The organism is Parageobacillus galactosidasius (genome assembly GCF_002217735.1).
Classification (GTDB): Bacteria; Bacillota; Bacilli; order Bacillales; family Anoxybacillaceae; genus Parageobacillus_B; species Parageobacillus_B toebii.
In genome coordinates this window covers 1,424,618-1,445,804 of sequence record NZ_NDYL01000001.1, presented here as the reverse complement: position 1 = coordinate 1,445,804, position 21,187 = coordinate 1,424,618, and the positions used below count along the sequence as shown (strand labels likewise).

Here is a 21,187-nt window from a genome sequence, read left to right as displayed (position 1 = left end):
TTTGACCTTGAGTTTCTCATGATAGGAGGTTGAATAAATGTCTTCCATTGAAAAAGATTTATTGCAGCTAAAGGAATATGAAAGCAAATTAGAAAATGACACATATGCCCTTCGAGTCGGAAATGAAGTTCCAGAAGAAGATGTAAATCTTGCTTATATCCATACTCCACGATTAGATCCAGAACAAAACATTTCATTAGTAGACACTTCATCAATCCCGGATAACGTAATTCCAGAAGATCAATTAGAATCTATTGTGATCCCTGATCATTCGGGAAAATTGCAATACGCAAATATCCATTCTGAATATGAGCCGGTAAAACCAAAACCTCCATATGATGTATTCCCATCCAAAGATTTTTATTTGACTCGTGAATTTAAACGAAATGAACATACCACTGATAATGCTTTGTATTACAAAATTGAATTAAAATATCATTACGACAGTCAAAAAGGAACACCAAATAAAGTTGTCAAATATACAGGAACACAAATCGAAATCACAGATGAAAACGGAAATCCATTGGATGACACATATAAATATGAAATCTATGTAATGGCAATGAAACAAAACCCACAAATTTATTGGGTAAAAATATATCTTGCTTTTAATACAAATCAAGAAAAAACATTCAAAGTGCGTTACAACCATATTGATGATGTGGTGCCAAATGAAAACATTCAAAGTGTACGAAATACCATTGAACTGTATAGTAATCGAAAAAATCAATTAGTAGTCAATGGAAAGGCAAAATCATTATTAGAAGGCGGAAAACTTCGCATTATTAACGGAGTTAGTGCATATGAAGAAGTAGGCGAAACAGATTTTGCTCAAGCAACTGAAAATGATGAAGTATATAAAATTGTGGAGAATCCACAAAAAGGCGGATATGAAATATATGTGCCGCAGAAATCAGAAAATGATCCAAGAACTTATGATATGTTCAACTACAAAATTGTAGCAAAATACAAAGACGAAACAGGTAAAGATCAAGTAGTCACTGTAGGATATATCAACGATTGGGTCATGGATCCAAAAGCCTTGCTAAACCATGAAAAATTAGAATACACAAAAGAGTGGAAACATATTGGAATACCAGCAGGGAATACAAAATTAAATATAAAAGATATGATTAATCTCTCATTGCCATTAGGAACACCGTCTGTTCCAAAAGAAGCAACATATGAAATTTATGATGCTGCTGGGAATTTGTTATACACTACAACGAATGCTGAAGATAATCCAAATGTTGATACACGTATTCAAGAACGACAAGAAGCAATCGCAGAAGCAAAGTCCAATCGAGCAACCGCAGAATGGAAAAATGCGAAAAAGAAAAATACTAGAGTAATTAGCAAACCAATTCCACATCGATGCAGTGTCATTGCAGAGCGGCAGAAAACAAAATGGGATTTTGCGTTTAAAGTTACAGGACAAGGGGAAATTCGCCGGACAACTGTATTTACTGCAAACTGGTGGGCATGCGCTAATGTGGGAATATATAAAGGATTTACAACTCAACCGCTTGATGTTGTAGATAAAAATAAATGGCAAGCATTTGGAAAGAAAGTAACCGTGAATGATTGGAAATTAAAATCTTCCAGCAACGGTCTTTCTTATTTAGAGTTACAAGTAAACGAAGTAGACGTAGCTGGTTTCTATCAAAAAGTAAATCCAAAAGGGGAAAGCATGGCCAATAAAACGGATTATGAGTTCACAGCAAAAGTAAAAATTATTGATCCTGGTGATGATGACGTTATCGGTATTATTTTCCGGGTGAAAGATAGCAAACACTATTATATGTTTGCATGGGAAAAAGAAAAGCTCCATACTGAATCATATACGTATACAAGTAAAGATGGAGACGGAAGTATTGCAGGAGCTGTTAACGGTGTCGGTCGAATTATTTTTAGTTCAAAAGGCTGTACTTCTTTGCATTATCATCCAGAAGTGCCTTCATCACAAATAGGCTCAGATGGATGGTATGAACCAAGTGACAAATATATTACTAATAACTGGGTAGATTACGAAAATGCTGGATTCGGTAAACAAAAGAAAAGAATTTTTAAAGTGTCACCACAATCAGGTACACCTTACAAAAATGACGTAACCGGATGTTCATTTACAGACATCACGACAAAAGGAACTTTATTTTATAGTGAGCCAGGAAGAAAAGGATGGGAGCCATTTAAAACTTATAAAATTACAGTAGTTGTAGCTGGAAACTCTTTTAAAGTGTATATCAATGAAAATGCAGATTCGAGTGATAAAGGCACATTAGTATGTGAAGCCGTTGATAATACGTATACACAAGGAAGTGTAGGTATTTTTTGTACATCTCAACGGTGGACACAATGGTATGAATTGATTTATAACGAATTAGATGTATTAACTGTTTGCACAGATAGATATCCAGTTACACTCACTAGCCAAGAACAAAAAAGAATTTCAGATAAGACAGTAGAAGAATTATTAAAAGATAAAATCACTCAGGAAGCAACATCGAAATATGGGCCAAATACAAAATATATGGTGTTTTCTTATTATGCACAAAGCGATAGAAGCGAACTGTATTTAGATATTGATCAAAACGGAATTGGATATGTATGGGGGCGAACTGATAGTCCTTTAGCTGGCGGCACTGTTATTGAACCGTGGGATACAACGACTTACGGCTTAGATGTATACGGCGCTGGAACAGTTCAATATCATGAAGATGGTCATTTCACCATTGACATCACACCACAACGATTGCCTATGGATATCATTCCATCAGAAGTAGTAAACTTTAGATGGAATCCACCAATACTAATAAGTGGAGAAAATGTTTCTTTATCACTAGGAGCTGATAATCAGACTATTATTGTGCAAGCACAAAAGCCACCAATTATTCAATTAAATAAATGGATTACACTGCCGGAAGACACCATTTTAAAAGAAGAAAAAATTAAACACTTAGTCAATGTATTTGGAGAAGATGGAATTTATGAGCAACTAAATATACCAAAAGATATTCCGATTGATGAAATCTTATTGCGCATTGAAAGAGGGAAAGCAACAGGGGCATTTTCTGCAACGGATCAAGAACATCGTGTCAATTATCGATTCCGTTGTCTCGCAAATGGATTAGTCAAAATGCCAGTAGATCAATTCCAAGATCAATTAGGTGTGAATCGAATTCGATTATCTAGCTTGTTTACAACATACAAACCGGTAGAGTTCGATTTAAAATACAGAGTGTACGTAGAAAAGAAAAATGTTACAGACATGAAAGATTTATTTGCTGTTGGAGCAAGTGGAGCAATTATGATTGAGCCAACTCCTGGCGCAGCAACATGGAAGATTGAAGACAATATTTTAAAAGATGTAGAAAACAACTATAAATTTGTAGGAGCCTATAATCAACAACATCTTTCTCTTAAAGATTATAAAGTTGATTTTGCATTTAAGCCTGTAGGCAGTGATGATGATTTAATCGGTGTTTTATTCCGTGTGCAAGATAAAAATAATTTCTACTTTTATGCAATTGAAGCTGATGACATCAATCCAATGATGGGAGCATCAAGGGTTAGCTCCGAACAACCAGCTCCTCTATTTGATTGGACAGATACACCAAGAAGCAGTGCAACATCGAATTCTGACTATATTCTGAATAAAGGATGGAGAACATATCATCAACGTGTATACAAAGTAGAAAACGGAGTCAAAACATTGGTCAAAGAAATATCCACCACAACCAATGAAGGGTGGATGCGAAATTGGCAAAACAATATTCGTATTGAATGTATTGGCTATCAAACCAAATTATATTTCCAAACTGGATTACCAGAAGAAGAAAAATGGAAGCTGGTATACACGGTGGACACAAAATGGAATAAAGGAGCATTTGGTATATTTAACTATAGCCAACGTGTAGAATTCCTAAATATCACGATGACAGATTTGATTCCAATTGAAGGTCAGATTACTGGGTTAAAAGCAACAGGGTATCCGCATGCAATTTTTACAGAAAATGTTCGGAAATATTGTGATCCATACGTTCGAGACAGTATTGAAAAAGCAGGATTTCCACGAGATAGTCGTTACATTCCTGATTCATACGAAGCAATTAAGAAAACAAACGAAGGAAATGTAATTGTCGCTGCAAATGGTAATGGTCCTTTACAAGTATTTTCCGTGATTGACGAAGAAAAACGAAATGCAGATGTTGATATAGTGGCATGGACACATTACGAAGATTTAGAAGCGGTTCCGATTTTCGCTATTAAGATGGCAGATCCTAAGAAGATACGAATCGAAAAACCAAAAGTAGAACAACGTCATATTGAGGTTGAAAACTGGTATGTTCGTATTAAGAATGGAAAATTCCAAAAACGAATTGAATTGCCTTACTATGAACCAGAAGAAAAAATTCCACAAATTTATGTTGCGTATCCAAAGTTAATGTCTTATGCACCATCTAGTCCAGAAGAAAGAAAAGAGGTTATTTTAGAATATTCCATTCCAGAGTATGTGAATCAAGAATTTTATGATCGGCCAATTGTTCTCATTGAACGAGAACATCCAATTATTTTAGATGAGTATTCAATACAAACCAGATATGCACCAATTGCATTATTTTCGGAATATCAAATTAGTTATTTAGAAGTAGAAGCAATCCGAAGAAACCATGCAAGAAAATTAAGAATTGCAGATGTAGATGCAACAAAAGGAATTATTTACTTGCATGATCGCATTCGTGAGCAAGATGAAGTAATTGTTCGTTATGCTTATAAAGAAGATTGGTACACCTATCGAGGATTTATTCAAAATCAAAAATTTTTCCATTTAGACTTAAATCCAAGTCCTGGTCATCGATATACAGTAACTGAAGAAGGAATTATTCATTGGATTCCAATTGATATAGAAGTAAAGAATCAAAAAATGATAGAAGAGCCAAGTATGCAACTATTAGCAAAACCTATTAATGTATATTTACGTCCTTCATTGATTCGAGATATACAAGGAAATATTATTGAAGGGACACAAAGAAGCCAGACTATTTATCACACAGATGAAGAACACTGGTTTGATCCTAATGATTATTACTATGATCCAACGATGTTCCGATTAGGGAAGATCTTTGTACAAGCAAATTCAAACATAGAGCAAGACATGATTGTCTTGGATACTCGTTCTCGTGGCGGTGGATTAGACGAAGCATTATCAAGAGAAATTATTGAAACCGTGAATAAAGAATCCTTATACCATTGGGATATAGGATATTTTGATGGAGAAGCTTATCAAGAAAACGGTGTTATCATTATTCGTTTGCCAAACACAATTTTGCAACGATTCAACGAAGCAGAAGTGCAAGCTGCTGTTGCAAAGCATAAAGCATATGGAGTACTTCCAATTATTGAGTATTATGATCCTGCACAAATTGATCAAAATAAAAACAATTTATTGTTAAATCCTGAATTCTATAATGGAGAGCATATTACGTATCATAATCCTGCATTAGATGCCGGAAGTTACGAAATTAAATATATGGATCTTGGTTCAGGAGATAACTATATTTTGGTTCTTTACAATAATGCACGATATGGAATCACGATTCCTGGTTATCATTTTGAAACACATAATGCTTATCGAGTAGAAATTAAAGCTAAAAAAGACAGCAAGGCGGTTTCACGGCCTGCTGCTACTATTGAAGTTGTTCATGAAGACGACAGCAAACAAGTATATCAAGCACCTTTAATTAACGATAATGAATGGGCAATTTACAAACAAGTATTTACAAAAGAAAAAACGATTAAATATGTCAACATTATCTTGAATGATCCTAATCCAAAAGCGACAGGAACTATTTATATCGATTACGTGCTTGTATTTCCTCACATTTTATATGATCCTGCTTCTACAGAAATTCAAGAAATCTAATGATTTTGTAACACATTTCATGTTAAAATAAGAAAAGAAGAGAGGGATAAAATATGCCGGTTTATAACACACGAGATTTAATTCCATTTGTAAATGAGTTAGAAGCAAGAATTAATGGCATGAATGTAGAAGTGGATGAGTGGCGCAAAGAAAAAGGTAGAATCTTAACAAGTTTAGATACTATCAACAGCAACAGAGTAAGATCTACTACTGCATTAGTAAAAGCAGATGAAGCACTAACAGAATTAAATACTGCAACGTTCGATATAGTAGCGCAACGTGGACAACGTTTGAAAACACTAATTGAGAATTTAAAACAACAAATGTTTGAAATCGCTCAAACAGCAGGAGGCGGCAAAGCTGTTGGTTACGATGAGCGGATTAATGCAGAAATTGATAATGCTGTCAGTTCAGTAGAAGCAGAAGTAGAAGATGGATTAAAATTGGATTACCGATTACGAAAGATTCAAGAAATCGCTATGGAAGGAAAAACACTTAGCGAAAAGGATTTGTATCTTCCATATGTATATGAATTAGATCATGATTTAGATCAAACTACCATTTCACTGCCTCCTCTTGAAGGAATTCAATTCCTCCAAGGGGAGGTTACAGTACTTCGTATGAATGGAGACATCATTACAGATGAAGAAGGGAATATTATCTCTGGAACTATTGATGAGAAAGGTGTAGTCACATTAACAGCAGCCCCAAAAGAAGAAGTAAAATTATATTTTCCTGTTCAAATGGAGCTAAAAGAAATACCAAAAGATTTTCTTCTTATTTTCATGCAAATGATGGTACAAAAAAATAGTGAGTACATGAGACAAATTGCTAAATTCCAAAATACACTTGCTGATATTATGAAAGATATTCAAGTCATGAAAGGAGAAAATTGGACAGTTGATTTCTCCATTATGAGAAACCATCAGGATATTATTAAAGAAAGCATTACTCCAAAAGGGCTGCAAGTGGAAGTTAAAAATGGAATGGTGCATGCAACTTTCTCTTACAATGATCATCCATATTTAAGTCATTTTGTTTTAGAAAAATGGAATGAAGATACTCAACAATGGGAGCCGTTTGATGGAGCCCATGGTATCGTTTATAAATAAAGACAGCTACTCATAGCTGTCTTTTCCATACATAGTAAGGAAATTGAGGTGAATATCATATGGGACAATTTTTAGATGATTTTTTGCTGACCATGCCTGAAACACAGCGAAAAAAGTTGTTAGAGATATTAGAACTCAAACAAAAACAAGGGATTATACGCTCTGAGGAACAGTTAAAAAAGGAATTAGAAACATTATTAAAGCAATTAGAATCATACAATGGAACACCTACATTCTTTCCTATTTACCAAGAAGGAAGAACGAATTCTCAAGCATATAATCAAAACATGGAGTCAATAGCATTTGACTTAGCAACATTATTCGATGCCTCCAATCAAATTGAAGCACTGATATCCGATAATCAGCAACTATCCAAGTCATTACTGGCCGATATTCGCAAAAAAATTTATATGTTAAAAACACAAGTAGAGCGTTATCAATTGCTTATCAATCATTCTGATCAATTTATTGAAGCCATTCATGAGGATTTTAAAGTTCCTCAATATACAGAAACAAGTGAAGAACTATTAACTTTACTTCGAAAAGACCGATTTGGGCAGCCATTATCTTCTTTATATAATGCAGAAAATCACGGATATGCTTTACAATTAGCAAGCATGCAAACAGAAGATCAATTAAAAACAAGTTATGGAAGAAAATTAGCAAAGATCGAAGTAAGAAATCGAACAGGATTAGAAGCAAGTAATAATCGTTATCCTGTTGAAAATGCAATTGATGGATCGCCAGATACTTTTTGGGCAGAAGCCATTATTGTAGATGATGTAATTCAACAAGATATAGAAGATTTATGGAGTCATGATTATCATGATTATCCAAAAACCGGAGCTATCTGTGAATTGGAAATTACGCTAAATGGATTAACCACTGTATCCGAAATTCAATTTGTGCCATATTGTTCTTATCCATTAGAAATTGTTGCGATTCATGGTTATGAGCGAGAAGACAGTGGCGGCAAAATGTATTCTTTGATTTCGCCAAACCATCCTAATATTTATCAACGAAGTCAAAAATCAACAGATCGAATGGTTTTTCAATTTCCATCAGTAGAAATATCTAAACTCCGTATTTTAATTCGGCAAGAGAATTATGAAAAAGAAAATTTTATCGTTAGTTATGATGACTTACACAACATGGAGATGTGGGATCGAATTGCTTCGGATCCTGATTTAATCCCTGATTTCAAAGAACCAGGGGAAAGTATAGCTGAGTTTGATAAGAAGAATGAATTAACAGGATGGCAGTTGTATTTGAAAAAATTAAAAGAATGGGCGATGATTTTGCGAAAAGAAGGAATTGTAGAAGCGGCAGAAAAAGCAATAGAAATCATCAAAATGGGTGATTATAAAAACCCATTATTATTGGCTTTGCGTTCCATAAATGAAAAAGGGGAAAAAGAAATTGTTAAAGATCCAAGAAGCCCAATGTTATCAGAACAATGGTTAGCGACAAACAAATTAGTATACATTTATGGCGCATATGATATTCGTGTTTATGGCCGCAAATATCATCGAACTTCTATTTATGTCAGCAAGCCGCTTCCACTTAACAGTAATGTTCGTCAAATTAGTTTAAGTACAAAAGAAAAACATCATTATATAACGATTGGTGGACAAGAAATAGATCCTGTCACAAAACAATCAACAGAACAACAAGTCAAAATTACGGATATTGAATATTATGTGACCTTTAAGAAAAACCCGCTTCCGAAAGATTGGAAGCCTATTTTGCCAGTAGAACAAAAGTATGTAGAAGGTGAATTATTATTAGGAGAAAATGTACAAGGGGATTATCCAGAGTTTCGAAATATGGACTTAATCATTTTTGAATTTCGTTTCCCGGTCGTCTCGAAAGAAACTGTAACCATTCGTCAAAATGGATATCCGATGACACCAGACATGTATATTATTAGTGATGATGGAAAGAAAGTTGGCATTAAACGTGAATATTATTCGCCATCCAGTATCTATACAGCAGATTATAAACCAGTGGATGACGCTTATATCATACGTATTGATCAACAAGACATAGGAATTGAACCAATGCCTTTTATAAATAAAAACGGTGAACTTGGAGAACGATTCGAAAAAGCAGATCATAACAATTCGATTGAACTAACATATTATCCTTATTTGTATCGAGATGTGTTGTTTCAATATAATCCAACAAAAGAAGGATACGATCAAGATGAAACTAAATATACCCCTCAAGAAATTTATTATCCAGTTATTGTTCGAGTAAATGGAGAAGAATTTAAAAATATTACTGACTATACAACAAATACGTATGATCCAGAACGATTAAAAGAAAATGGCGGAAAAACATTTGCGCATATTGGGAAAAAGATTATTTTTGGAACACCAATCAACGGCCAAAAAATCGAAAACATTGTTGTAGATTATCACTATGTTGCTACAGATATGCGAATTAAAGCTATTTTGCGTAGAAATCATGCGGGATATGAAAGTATTACACCAAGTTTATACAGTTACCAAATTCGTTGCCAATCTTTTGATCAGGAGGAATAGTGCATGAGTATTCGTCCAGTAGAACAAAATTCCAAAATGTTATACCTGCAAGCAAAATATCAATTTGACAAAGCAATGAAAAAATTCGAAGATGGCACCATTAAAAGCGAACCGCAATTAATTCAATCTGTATTTCAGGCATTTCAAGACTTCTTTACTTCTATTGGAAAACCTCATATGATTCCGAGATACGTAACGGAGCATGGTCCAGCATGGAGTGAAGATTACAATGAAATGTTAGATGAAATTCGAGCAGACTTGGAGTTATTATTCGAGGAAGCAAATTTATTAGGAAAAGCATTATATACAGACTTTAACTATAATGTGATGCAACATGATATGTTGCAGAAAGAATTTGAAGAAGTATTAGATAAAATGAGGGATCTAGAAATTTATGCAGGGTATTCGAAAGATGGCATCATTCGTATTGGCCGTGACGACTTTTTAAATACAAACAAAATCGATTTTGAGCATATTTCAGGAGTTCCTTTGGAAATTACCAAAGATGGTGTCACATTGGCGAAACGAGGAGAACCAAGAAATGTAGCCAAAAATGCAAAGGTAACGATTGTCACAGGAAACAAAAGATATAGTGATTTTCTTATTGGAGCAGATTCCAATGGATTTCCTGGCAACAATACCGAAATTACCGTTATTGCTGATCCTTTAATTTCTAGCGGAAATATGTATTCTTTTGTGGGGAGAGAAGATAATCACGGGAATTATGGCGCAGTCATTGATGGTAATCCAAACACTTGGTTTGAATATGAAAAAGTAAATCTTCGAGAACATGAAAAAGTAAGAGTGGCTAAAAATCTAGGATGGAAATACCAAGTATATGATGACAAAACTATAGAATATATAGGGGAACCTGAAAATGGCGTATTAAAACTGCATCTTCAAATTGTGTTGGATAAAGTAGAAATCATTAACCAAATCAATATTCGCATGTATACTCCACCAAATTATGGGGCAAAACCGGCCATTGTTAAAAACATTTTAATTTCTGATGGAGTAGAAGCACCAAAATCTATCCTGAAAGAAAGTAAACAAGATACGGATTATACATTTATTTTTCCGCCAATGAAAGCAAAAGTCATTTCTATTTTATTTGAGCAACCAGAAAAATACTATACTGATATCGGCCACATTTATTATGAGCAAAAAACAAATATACAAAATCCAAAAGATTATGTATTTGATACAGTAACGAAACAATACAAGCCGAAATATGCAACAAGAGTAGAAGGGCCATTAATCAATATTGAAGAGTTAGGCGTAAAAGTGGATATGAACAAAACAGATGTTAATGTGTATTATCCAATGAAAACAGCTGAAGACAGCAAAGGATACTCATTGCAAAATATCATTAACAATTTAACAACTCGTGTAGATTTAAGTACAGTGGATATGGGTGTTGAACGCTTTGAAGGATGGCGTTATTGTATCGGTATCCGAGACATTGAAATTCTGTCTTGCGAATACGAAACGACAGGAGAAATCGTAACAAAGCCGTTTTATTTCGATAAGCCATTAACCAAAATTTCGTTGTCTGTTCATGAAACTTTACCTGAATTATTTGCGAATAATCCAACGATTAAATATGATTGGATACAATATTTCATTTCAATTGACGATGGATTAACATGGCATCCGATTACTCCAATAGAACACGAATTATTATATGAAGATCAACCGCCAAAAATTTATACGATTGGGAAAGTATCTGAAGAAGAAGCGACAAGTGAAAAATACGGGTATTTAGAATCCGAATATCCGGTATATAGTATACGTTTAAAAATTCTATTTACTCGTCCAGAAGAAGGGGAATATGATACTTTTGCTGGTGAAACAGAAGAAAAGAATTATGCATTTATGACACCAACATTAAAGAAATATCTTTTCCAAGTAGAGACTTATAATGATGAATCAGACAGCCAAGAAAGTAAGAAACAAATTGTAAATTGGAGCAATTTAGAACAGCCGCCAAGTCCCTCTGATGATGATAATGAATATGGAAACAATGATGGTGCAGGAGGTTCTGATAATGGAAACGAAGGAGGTTCTGGCGGTAGCGGAAGTGGAGGATCTGGTGAAAGTGACACAGGCGATGACAAATTAAAAGTAACGATCACCAACAACGTTTCAATGTGGTGTTCTGATCAAGACTTTATCTTAAAAGGATACGCACAAGGACCTAACGATATTATAATGATTGAGCTTTATATAAATAATCAATTATTTGCGACAGTAGAAGGAAATGGAACACAACAGGAATTTTCATTTTCTATTCCAAAGCAAAACTTTCAACCGGATCAAATATTAACACTCACTGTGAAAGCATATGATTTTGAAACAGTTGGCCAAGCAAGCAAAATCCTGCAAATTATTGATTGTACAGGAATGCCAGAAGAAGATCGACCATCTGACGAGACAAATCAAGAACATATAAAAGTATCCATTGATAACAAAATTTCAACCCTATGTGTATGCAATCATTTATCCATAGTAGGAACAATTACAAGCGGCAACGCTATTCAAGGATATAAATTATTTATTAACGGTATTGAAATTGATCCAATGAATATAGGAGAACCGCCAAATGAATTGCCATGTGAAGAATCAAATTGGCCGGCATCGGTAACGAATGTGGTTTCTTCTAATGTCATTTCATTTTCTTGGACAATTCCATATTGGAAATTACACGAATTAGGATTTGAAGAAGGAAGTATTGTTGAAGTAACTGTAGCAGCGAACGATGAGCAAGAAGTTGGAAGTGATAGCTTCACATTTACAATTACAGCCTGTGGAGCAGGTGGATCAGAAGGCGGTTCAGGAGATGGTGAAGGAGGCGGATCAGGAAATGATTCCGGTCCTACAGTAAATGGATGCTACATTTTAGATACTGTGATCATTCAATATTATCATGAAGAAGAACGCAGAATTATGGAATTAGAAATTGGTTCAGATATGCTGCCATTTGAATTTAATAATGGTGGAGGCACTTGGGTAACGGTTGGATGGAGTGACAGCTTTAAAGGTGTTACAGTCATGATTACTAACGGATTTAACGAAAGCGGATCTGCATTTCAATTAAATGCAATTGGCGTTCGTTATCGAGACTTTTACGATAACCAACAAATAAAATGGGCATACAATATCTTAGAACAAAGTGAAGGAAACCGTAATTTAGAACTCATGTTAGGAAATCCAGAAGAAAGAGATTCAAGTACATGGGTGGATGAAATACAAAACGGAAACTATTCTAATGCGCCAAGTTTAGGTGGCATTAATGACTACGTTTCTGTTGTGTTTGGCAATGAGTGGGCGACTAATTCTTGTGGTATTGGACAGGAATTTAACATAGAAGAGCATAAAAAAGATCCAGACGCACCTCTAGAAGAAGATAAAGAACGAATTAGAGATTGCAAATTGCTGAAAAAAATTGTGTTTCAATATTACAATGATGCAAAACAATTAATGGGAATTTATCAAATTGATTTGAATGAAAACTATAAAGCTCTTTATAAGGTGGAAACGAAAAACGGCCAATGTGAAGTGCTGGTTGGATGGTATGATTTATTCAAAGGCATCTTAATGAATATTAAAACAGCTAGTGGAGATAACAATATATTATTGACTGCATTAGGAGCTGTTTATGAAGACGAATACGGGGATTTACGAACGACTTGGATAGAATCTATACGTTATCAAACATATACCGTGAAAAATTCCAATTTAATGATAGGAAAACCAAAATCATTAGACGAATGCCCATGGATTGAGGAAGTTAATCAAGGTAATTATGCTAATGCTCCAGTTTTAGGAAAACAAGGGGCAACATTGGTTGGTTTAATCAATGAAGAAATAAAAAATAGTATGTGTCCAGTGCAGTATGTTATTGATAATCATCCAGAAATGCCACCATTAGATCAAATTCCGCCGACAATTACGATAAATTCTGTGCCAAATCCTTATTGTTATCAACAGCTAAATCCAGATAACACATTAACGGTTTCTGGAACTGTACAAGATAATAATGGCATTGATCGATGGGAAGTATATAAAGATAATCAATTGATTGCTAGTGGAACAAGCACAGATTTTTCGACTAATATTCCAATTACTTTGCCATCTAAAGACCCAAAATTAGATATTTACCCAGACATGAATGTTTCAATTACGGTTAAAGCACGAGATATTTTCCAGAATGAATCGTCGCAAACTATTGTCATAACACTTAAAGATTGCACACCATATGCTTACACAGAAGGAAGCATTACTGTAAATGCAGAGATTTTATATGAAACAGATGTAACCATTGATTTAGGAAACTTTATGACAGAGTGGACAGAGTGGAACCAAAATCCTTCAGATCCAGGAAACTGGAGCGTTGTTAATAATGCAGGAAGAACGGAATTAACTAACCTTGTGAATCAAGGCACTCGTTCTGCTTGGTACAATAAAGCTCATTTAGCAAATACAGATTATAAAATTCAAGCAATAATACAAAGCAGGGGCAGCGATGATGACATGATGGGATTATTCTTCAGAGTCAATGAAAATGCCTCTGGACAAGTAATCGGCTTTTATTCTGTTGAATTTGATGGCCTACCTGGATCACATGTAAACGGACCGGGATTCCGTATTTTAAAATGGAGCTATAATGGAAGCTGGACAAGAACTGTACTTGCAGAAAATACTTCTTGGGCATGGACACAAATGCAATATAAAGTGTATCGTATTACAGTTTCTGTTTTAGGAAATCAAATATCTGCAAAACTAGAAGTAGATCCAAGTACAGGTGGATCTAGTGCAGCACCTTCTGGACCATTTACATTTACTGAAATAGGAACTCTTTATGCAGAAGATAATACTTACACACAAGGAGCATGGGGACCAATGACCGCATCTAACCCAAGCACATTTTTCTGGGATTTAAAAATGTCTGGTGTACAAAGTATTACGGCAAACGATGATTCAAACTTACAACAAGTAATTTGGGGTCAAGGACTGAATAAACCAACAAACAATGTTGATTTTGTAGATATTCCATTAACGAAAGCTATTAGTAGTTATTTCCAAACTCATATTACAAATGCGATCAATAACAGAGGAATTTCTCCTTCAAAAGTAATTGATGTACGATATGAAATTGTTAACGATACTGTTCCAGAAGATGTGCGTTTTGAACCATATGATGTCAATGAAAAACAAACATATAATGACAACGCTGTAATTGTAGCCAAAAACGTACAAGTATATAAATAGAAAGGGCGAATCATATGGGAATTAGAGATATCCAAATGAAAAGGATAATTGAACGCATCATTCGATATTATTTAAAACATGGGCGATATCCTACTTTTCAGACGATCACATATCATTTCAGCAAATGGCTTCGGGAACATACTCCCGGAGCTCCATCTTTTCATCCATTGACTTTTTTCAGAAAAGAAGTGTCTGATTCTAAACGACATAACCAAAATATCGAAAGAATTTACACGGATATATGTGATGCTTATCAAGCCACCATTGAACAACACAAACGAATCATGAGTAATTTTTATTACATCGAAACGGAAAGAAATAAATTATGGAATGAATTATCACGCTTATCAAATCAAATTGACGAATTGATTATGACAACAGGAAATGCCGATTTTAAATATTTTCAAGGTCAAACCATTAGTTTTGAAGATATGTCCATGATTGACCAAGAAAAAACTACAGCTTTTGTTGATTTATCTAATCAGCAAGTGACACTGAAAGAAAGCATCGCCAATACAAAAATCATCCCTATCAATCCAAAAAACGTAAAGTTTTCATTGTTAATGCCAGCAGAAAAAACAGAAGCATTAGAAAGTATTCAACGTGCATTTGATGGGAATCTGAATACAGCTTGGTGGCAGGTAGTAAAAAGCAAAACTCCTGGCTCTATTGAAGAAGAAACGAGCATGGGAATGAGGGCAGAACTAATCATTATGTTTGATAAAGAGGAAGAATTTAATGAAATTCGATATGTTGGTCATCATGGAAAACCAATTTACATGAAAATTGAATTCACTACAGATGGAGTTCAATTTATTTCATTGCCGGACAAAAACAACTATCGTAAAGTGATTCATGGAGATGTATGGCAGTTTCCAAAAATAAGGGCAAAGGGCATTAAAATGATATTTGAAAAGAAAGAACATGATGATCGTTCTGCAGGAGTATACCAATATTATTTCGGAGCGAAAGATATAACCATTATGAATAAAAGCTATGTAAGTGAAGGTGTATTATACACAAATCCGATTGAATTTTCTCAATCGATTCAAGAAATTAGCGGCTACTATGAGGATGATATCCCATTTAACACCAATATTCATTATGAAATTGCTTTGTATGAACCAGAAAAACATGTCAATGAATTAATTTGGTATCCAATTAGCTCATACGATGACGATCAAGCAAAATATCCAAAAGTAATTCAATTCAATTTCAAATATGTTCGAACTGTAGAAGCCAGTAAAGCAGAGCCAACCGGTCAAGTTATTAATGGCATGCAAGTATTCCGACTTATCAAAGACAACGGAGAAAGCATTGTATCTGAAATTTTGAAAGATGAAAACTCTACGGAAACCGAAGAAGCATTTGATCAAATCAAAAATGCACAGCTATTCCGGGGCATTAATCAATGGAGAAGGGAAAAGTGTTATGTTCCTTTTGACGGAACTATTCCATTGAACAACAAATGGACACAATTATATGCAGAACAACCATCTGTTATTAAAATTGATTATTTACCAATTGGAAACGTATTAACACTTCAAAAACAAAACGAAGGAATAGAAAACTTTTATCGTTTTACCACATGTGTATATATGGAAGAACCAAAAGTGCAGCCATTAAGTTTATCGATGGTTCACACTATGCCATCCGGAGCAAGAAAACGATTAGGCACATATTCTATTTACTTAAATAATGAACGATTAATTCCTCTCAATGATGAGGTTACGTTAAATCTAAAAAAGGGATGGAACGAAATTCAAATTTTATATCATTGGGGTGATTTAGAACTTCGGAAGGATATGAAAAGAGAAGACCTGCCGTATGAAACCTATATAGGGAAGTTTAATTTTGCAAAACAAAAGAAAATACGAGCTGACCTTATTCCTTTAACATATGTAGATGTTCATAGTCTGTATCATAATATCTCTCCTAATAATCGGAACTATTTCTCTATCCACGAAAGACAAATTGTATTAAATTATCAACCAAAAAATTGTATTTTCCAACTTGTTTATGAATCAGATACAAATGTAACACAAAACAATACTATTATATTAAGAGCCACATTAAGTCGAGACCCAAACGTTGTAGACATTACTCCAAAAATCAAAAGAATACGTCTTCGAGCAAAGTAGGTGAAACGCAATGGTTAATACACCAGCAATTCAAGAAATTCATTTGTATTTCATTGATCCTAACGGTCCATTTCCAGTTAAAATACCCTATGATGAAATTCAAAATGGTGTTACTTTAAGTACAGGGGAACAATTTTTAATTGAAGTTGATAAAAACAATGATCATCATATTCGTATCATCAATTTATTTAACAACTTTCAAAGCACTAAATTCGGAAGCATACTAGGGATTAAATATGTATATGATGATGGCAGCGTAGGATGGATTAAAAGAATTGTATCATCTGGCCATGGTGAATCTACCGCTATTCAATATGGAGAACGATTGGATATTGCTATCGGAAACTGGGTAGAAGAGAAAACATTAAATGAAGCAATGACATCTCCTCAATATACAGGAAGGCCATATATTGGATATGTGGAGAGTTGGGTTGTATATGAAATTGAACGTGTAGCACCAGAACCGGAACCGGAGCCGGATCCTGAACCAGAACCTGAACCGGAACCAGAGCCGGAACCTGATCCTCAACCAGATCCAGATCCAACACCAACTCCAGATCCTGAACCAGAGATTGAGCCAGAACCTGAGCCAATTCCAAATCCAGAACCAGAAGAGCAACCTAAAGATGAGCTGACATTGTATGATATTAAACCATATATACCTAATTATCCTTTACCGAACGTTGTAAAACGAAATGCAAGATACAGAGGTCCAAGAGAATCAGAAAAATATTTGCATAGCCACCAAGAGCAGATTTATGAAATTCGCCAAAATTGGAAAGCAATCAATGACTTCGCAGAATTACAGCAACAAACCATTCAATCGTTTTTCGAAGGAGAATCAGAAAAACCAAAGAAAAATATTATGATTTCAAGCACTAAAACTTTTCAAATTGAAAATAATATCAATGAATACGTATTATTGCCTCATATCGTTGTACGAAAAATCAATCACATTATGGTAAAATTAGATGGAGATGAAATATCCAACACATTTTATCAAGTTGCTGAAAATCGCTTGCAGATAGATTCATCCATATTAACCAATCATAAAGAAATCACAGTTAGCTTTGTAGCAGAAGTAGAAGTAGCTGAAGATCACATATTTGGATTAGAACCAATAAAATCGAAATTGCAATATCTAGATAAAAAGCTAGGGGAGCTAGAAAGGAGATATCAAACTTATGAGAATGCCTATCAGTAAAGGTGGTGGGGCTCGATTTCGAGGCCCTACTTCTTCTCATGAATATAATGTGAACGAAGATAATAAGTATTATGATTTACTAGAATTATATCGCCAATCTAATGAAAATGAACTGCAATTAAAAGAAGCTTACAAAGTCATCTTATCAGAACACCTTGCTTTACAAAATTACACCAAAATCTTAGAAAGTCGCATTTACGAATTAGAGAAAAAACTAACTGAGTTAGAAAACGATCAATTAATAAACGGTCGCTTTTTCAAAACAGCTTTTGTAGAGGATATGACGACCAAATTTCCAACAGAAACACAAGACCAAAACGAACGAGAAGCACGCTGTCAAATTGATTTACAATACCGTTTTGCTACCATCCCAATTATTCATCAAATACCGAAAACACATGCCATAGGAAAAGATCAGCAAGTAATTGTGCCAGAAGATCTCGTTGTCAAAGTAGGTCGAACAAATACAGGTGGAACAATCATCGAAAATGATATTAAGAATGCTTTTAATGGAGATAACAACTCTTATTGGAAGCGAGAAGTCATTTATTCCTTTGCAGAAGCACCAGAAGAAGAAGATGTCATCCTAGAAATTGAATTGCCATTAAAGTTAGTCAATAACCTTAATATTAATACCATTCTTGTTCATCCTCACCCGGAAAAAGGAATACAGATTAAAGATATACAAATTCAATATAACGGCAGCTGGAAACAAATTGAGGGCTTTGAGCAGATTGAATTACAATCTGTTAACATAAATGAATTCTCTTCACGCAAGAAATGGTACTTTCCAAGCAGACCAGTACAAAAAATTCGTATCACTTTAGTGCAAAAACATCCAATTACTATTCAAGATAAAAAAGTATTTGTGTTAGGGGCGCAAGAGATTGGAGTATATCTCTCCATTTTTGATCCAAATGGTGGTATTGTTTTAACACCTTTTGACATGTCTGATGTAGGAGTTTACAACATTGAAAGAATTGAACATATCTTCACTAATCGAAAAGCATTCAGCATAACAGAAGGATTAGATCATTTATTAGAAGGAACCATTTTTAATTATGAAGTTTATATTGAAAATAATGGTATTTTAACGCCAATTACAAACGTACAATGGGACAACCAAACAGCAAAACGTATATGGGTAAAAACACACTTATATCCTGATCCATCTACAGAGAATGGGGTGAATCCATGCTTGCATGCCGTTCGATTGCATTATACAAAAAGTTAAGAAGGGAAGATTATTATGAGACCAGTTATCAATGTATGGAGCTTATCTAACGTTCTGAATACAGACACAGGCATATTTGTTATGTTTGGAGCAGCAGTAGCACCAATGATGGAAAAAATTTATGGAAAGGATCACACCGCTGTGGTCTTATTATTAATCCTTATCATTATTCACGATTGGATTATGGGAGTTGCCGCTTCCATTAAAGATCGAACATATTCTTCTGAATACGGAATCAAAGGTATCTTCCGAACAATTTATATATGCTTATATCCGGCATTGGGAAATTTCATTGATTATGTATTAGGAACTCCAGGATTCCTGTTTCATGCAATTACGTTTGGTTTAATTTATCACTATTGGAAATCTGGCGTTGCTAATGCCGCAAGAGCAGGACTTGATAAATGGATTCCAGAGTCAATTATTCGGTTAGTCGAGTCAGAGATACAAGCTAAAGCTATGCGTGCATTAGAGCGACAAGCCTATTTAGAAGAAAGAATCGAAATACTATCAAAACAAAAGAAAAAAGAAGAAAATTAAAGAAAATGGAAGATGCCTATTGATTCTTCGTGTTCAGCATGCTATTATATTCGTGTGTAACACAATACATTATGATTTAGATAAAAACAAAAAGGAGAGTGCTCACCTTGCGCCCAGTTCTTGTTGAACAATTCTTCCCAAAAAACTTTGATGAAATCAAAAAAGTAAAGAAAGCATTAAAACAATGCAAAGATGAGTGGTTGGAGCAAAAGAAAGGGAAAAACGGCCAAATGGTCTCTTACATAGGTCATAATACGGTAAAACAAATTCTAGATCATGCTGTAGATGGAATTACATATTGGGATTTTGGGATCATTGACCAATGGAGAGAAGAAGTATACGCATATAACAAACAAACAGGGCAATGGTATTTTGATGGATATGTATATCATGTAAAAGGCTATATGTTTATTCCAGGCATCGGATATCGTGAACAATTTGGCTGTAAAGTTGCAGTAGGTGGAGTAAACAATCAAGATTCAGCATATAAATCAGCTGCTTCTAACTGCTTTACAAAATGTGCTTCCATGTTTGGTGTTGGAGAAGAAATCTACTCCAAAATCAAAGTGGAAATGGAAGCAGAAGAAGAAGACCAACAATATCAGCAGTTGCAAAAAAATCCAAATTACATGATTCAATCGAATCAACAACAAATTTGGGATCAACCTCCACAATACCAACAATATCATATATGGCCTGAACAAATACAGCAACCAGCACAACAACCGATAGCAACAAATGAGCAACAAGAATTAACGCAAATGTATCAAACTATTCAAGAAACAGATAGAGAAATGCAACAAGGAAACATACAAACACCGTTTGATTCACAGCCAAATTATCAAGCTACACAACAAAATTTCTATGCGCAACCACAACAAGCGGGAATGCCTAATCAGTACCAGCCTGAAACGAAACAATATGGAGCACCGGTAAATGTTCAACCACAAACACAATCATCATCAACAAATCAACAACAACAACAGCAACAACAAAATCAAGTAACCACAAATCCATGGCAAGAACAAGGAGTTATTGCTGAATTGCAACGATATCAACAACATAAAGCACGATTAAATATCACAGATGATAGTCAAATGATTGGATACTTGCGAGATTACTTCAAAGATGAAAAAGCAAACATCAATTATTTAACGCCAGAAAACATCAAAGGATTTAATGATTACTTAGAAACCATCACCGCATGAGGGGACGG

General features: G+C 34.5%; 9 protein-coding genes. All 9 read left to right on the top strand.

What is annotated here, in order from left to right; genetic code table 11:
- Window positions 1-37: 37 nt before the first annotated feature.
- Window positions 38-5,923 (top strand): hypothetical protein, encoded by a 5,886-nt coding sequence (locus B9L23_RS07580; RefSeq protein WP_089097177.1) that lies wholly within the window; start codon window positions 38-40, stop codon window positions 5,921-5,923.
- A 53-nt stretch (window positions 5,924-5,976) separates the two neighbouring features.
- On the top strand, window positions 5,977-7,035 hold the full coding sequence (locus B9L23_RS07575) for a hypothetical protein (RefSeq protein WP_089097176.1): 1,059 nt from the start codon (window positions 5,977-5,979) through the stop codon (window positions 7,033-7,035).
- Window positions 7,036-7,094: 59 nt separating this feature from the next.
- Window positions 7,095-9,581: a hypothetical protein gene (locus B9L23_RS07570; RefSeq protein ID WP_089097175.1), complete on the top strand. Its 2,487-nt coding sequence runs from the start codon at window positions 7,095-7,097 to the stop codon at window positions 9,579-9,581.
- Window positions 9,582-9,584: 3 nt separating this feature from the next.
- Window positions 9,585-14,852, top strand: a complete 5,268-nt coding sequence (locus tag B9L23_RS07565) for an Ig-like domain-containing protein (protein ID WP_089097174.1) — start codon at window positions 9,585-9,587, stop codon at window positions 14,850-14,852.
- Window positions 14,853-14,866: 14 nt separating this feature from the next.
- A complete protein-coding gene (locus B9L23_RS07560; protein ID WP_089097173.1) occupies window positions 14,867-16,993 on the top strand; it encodes a hypothetical protein in 2,127 nt (708 codons plus the stop codon).
- 10 nt (window positions 16,994-17,003) lie between these two features.
- Window positions 17,004-18,197 carry a hypothetical protein gene (locus B9L23_RS19955; RefSeq protein ID WP_141103849.1) on the top strand — a complete coding sequence of 398 codons (1,194 nt, stop codon included), beginning with the start codon at window positions 17,004-17,006 and terminating at the stop codon, window positions 18,195-18,197.
- On the top strand, window positions 18,178-19,431 hold the full coding sequence (locus tag B9L23_RS07550; protein WP_089097172.1) for a hypothetical protein: 1,254 nt from the start codon (window positions 18,178-18,180) through the stop codon (window positions 19,429-19,431). Before B9L23_RS19955 ends, B9L23_RS07550 begins: the two co-directional genes overlap by 20 nt.
- Before the next feature lie 15 nt (window positions 19,432-19,446).
- On the top strand, window positions 19,447-19,971 hold the full coding sequence (locus B9L23_RS07545) for a phage holin family protein (RefSeq protein WP_089097171.1): 525 nt from the start codon (window positions 19,447-19,449) through the stop codon (window positions 19,969-19,971).
- A gap of 98 nt (window positions 19,972-20,069) precedes the next feature.
- Entirely contained in the window at window positions 20,070-21,179 is a 1,110-nt protein-coding gene (locus B9L23_RS07540; protein WP_141103848.1) for a Rad52/Rad22 family DNA repair protein, read from the top strand.
- Window positions 21,180-21,187: the final 8 nt, after the last annotated feature.

Excerpts from the sequence above, each read along its gene's own strand:
- B9L23_RS07560 (WP_089097173.1), top strand. The coding sequence starts at position 14,867 with ATGGGAATTAGAGATATCCAAATGAAAAGGATAATTGAACGCATCATT.
- B9L23_RS07575 (WP_089097176.1), top strand. The coding sequence starts at position 5,977 with ATGCCGGTTTATAACACACGAGATTTAATTCCATTTGTAAATGAGTTA.
- B9L23_RS07550 (WP_089097172.1), top strand. The coding sequence starts at position 18,178 with ATGAGAATGCCTATCAGTAAAGGTGGTGGGGCTCGATTTCGAGGCCCT.
- B9L23_RS07545 (WP_089097171.1), top strand. The coding sequence starts at position 19,447 with ATGAGACCAGTTATCAATGTATGGAGCTTATCTAACGTTCTGAATACA.
- B9L23_RS07570 (WP_089097175.1), top strand. The coding sequence starts at position 7,095 with ATGGGACAATTTTTAGATGATTTTTTGCTGACCATGCCTGAAACACAG.
- B9L23_RS07580 (WP_089097177.1), top strand. The coding sequence starts at position 38 with ATGTCTTCCATTGAAAAAGATTTATTGCAGCTAAAGGAATATGAAAGC.
- B9L23_RS07565 (WP_089097174.1), top strand. The coding sequence starts at position 9,585 with ATGAGTATTCGTCCAGTAGAACAAAATTCCAAAATGTTATACCTGCAA.
- B9L23_RS19955 (WP_141103849.1), top strand. The coding sequence starts at position 17,004 with ATGGTTAATACACCAGCAATTCAAGAAATTCATTTGTATTTCATTGAT.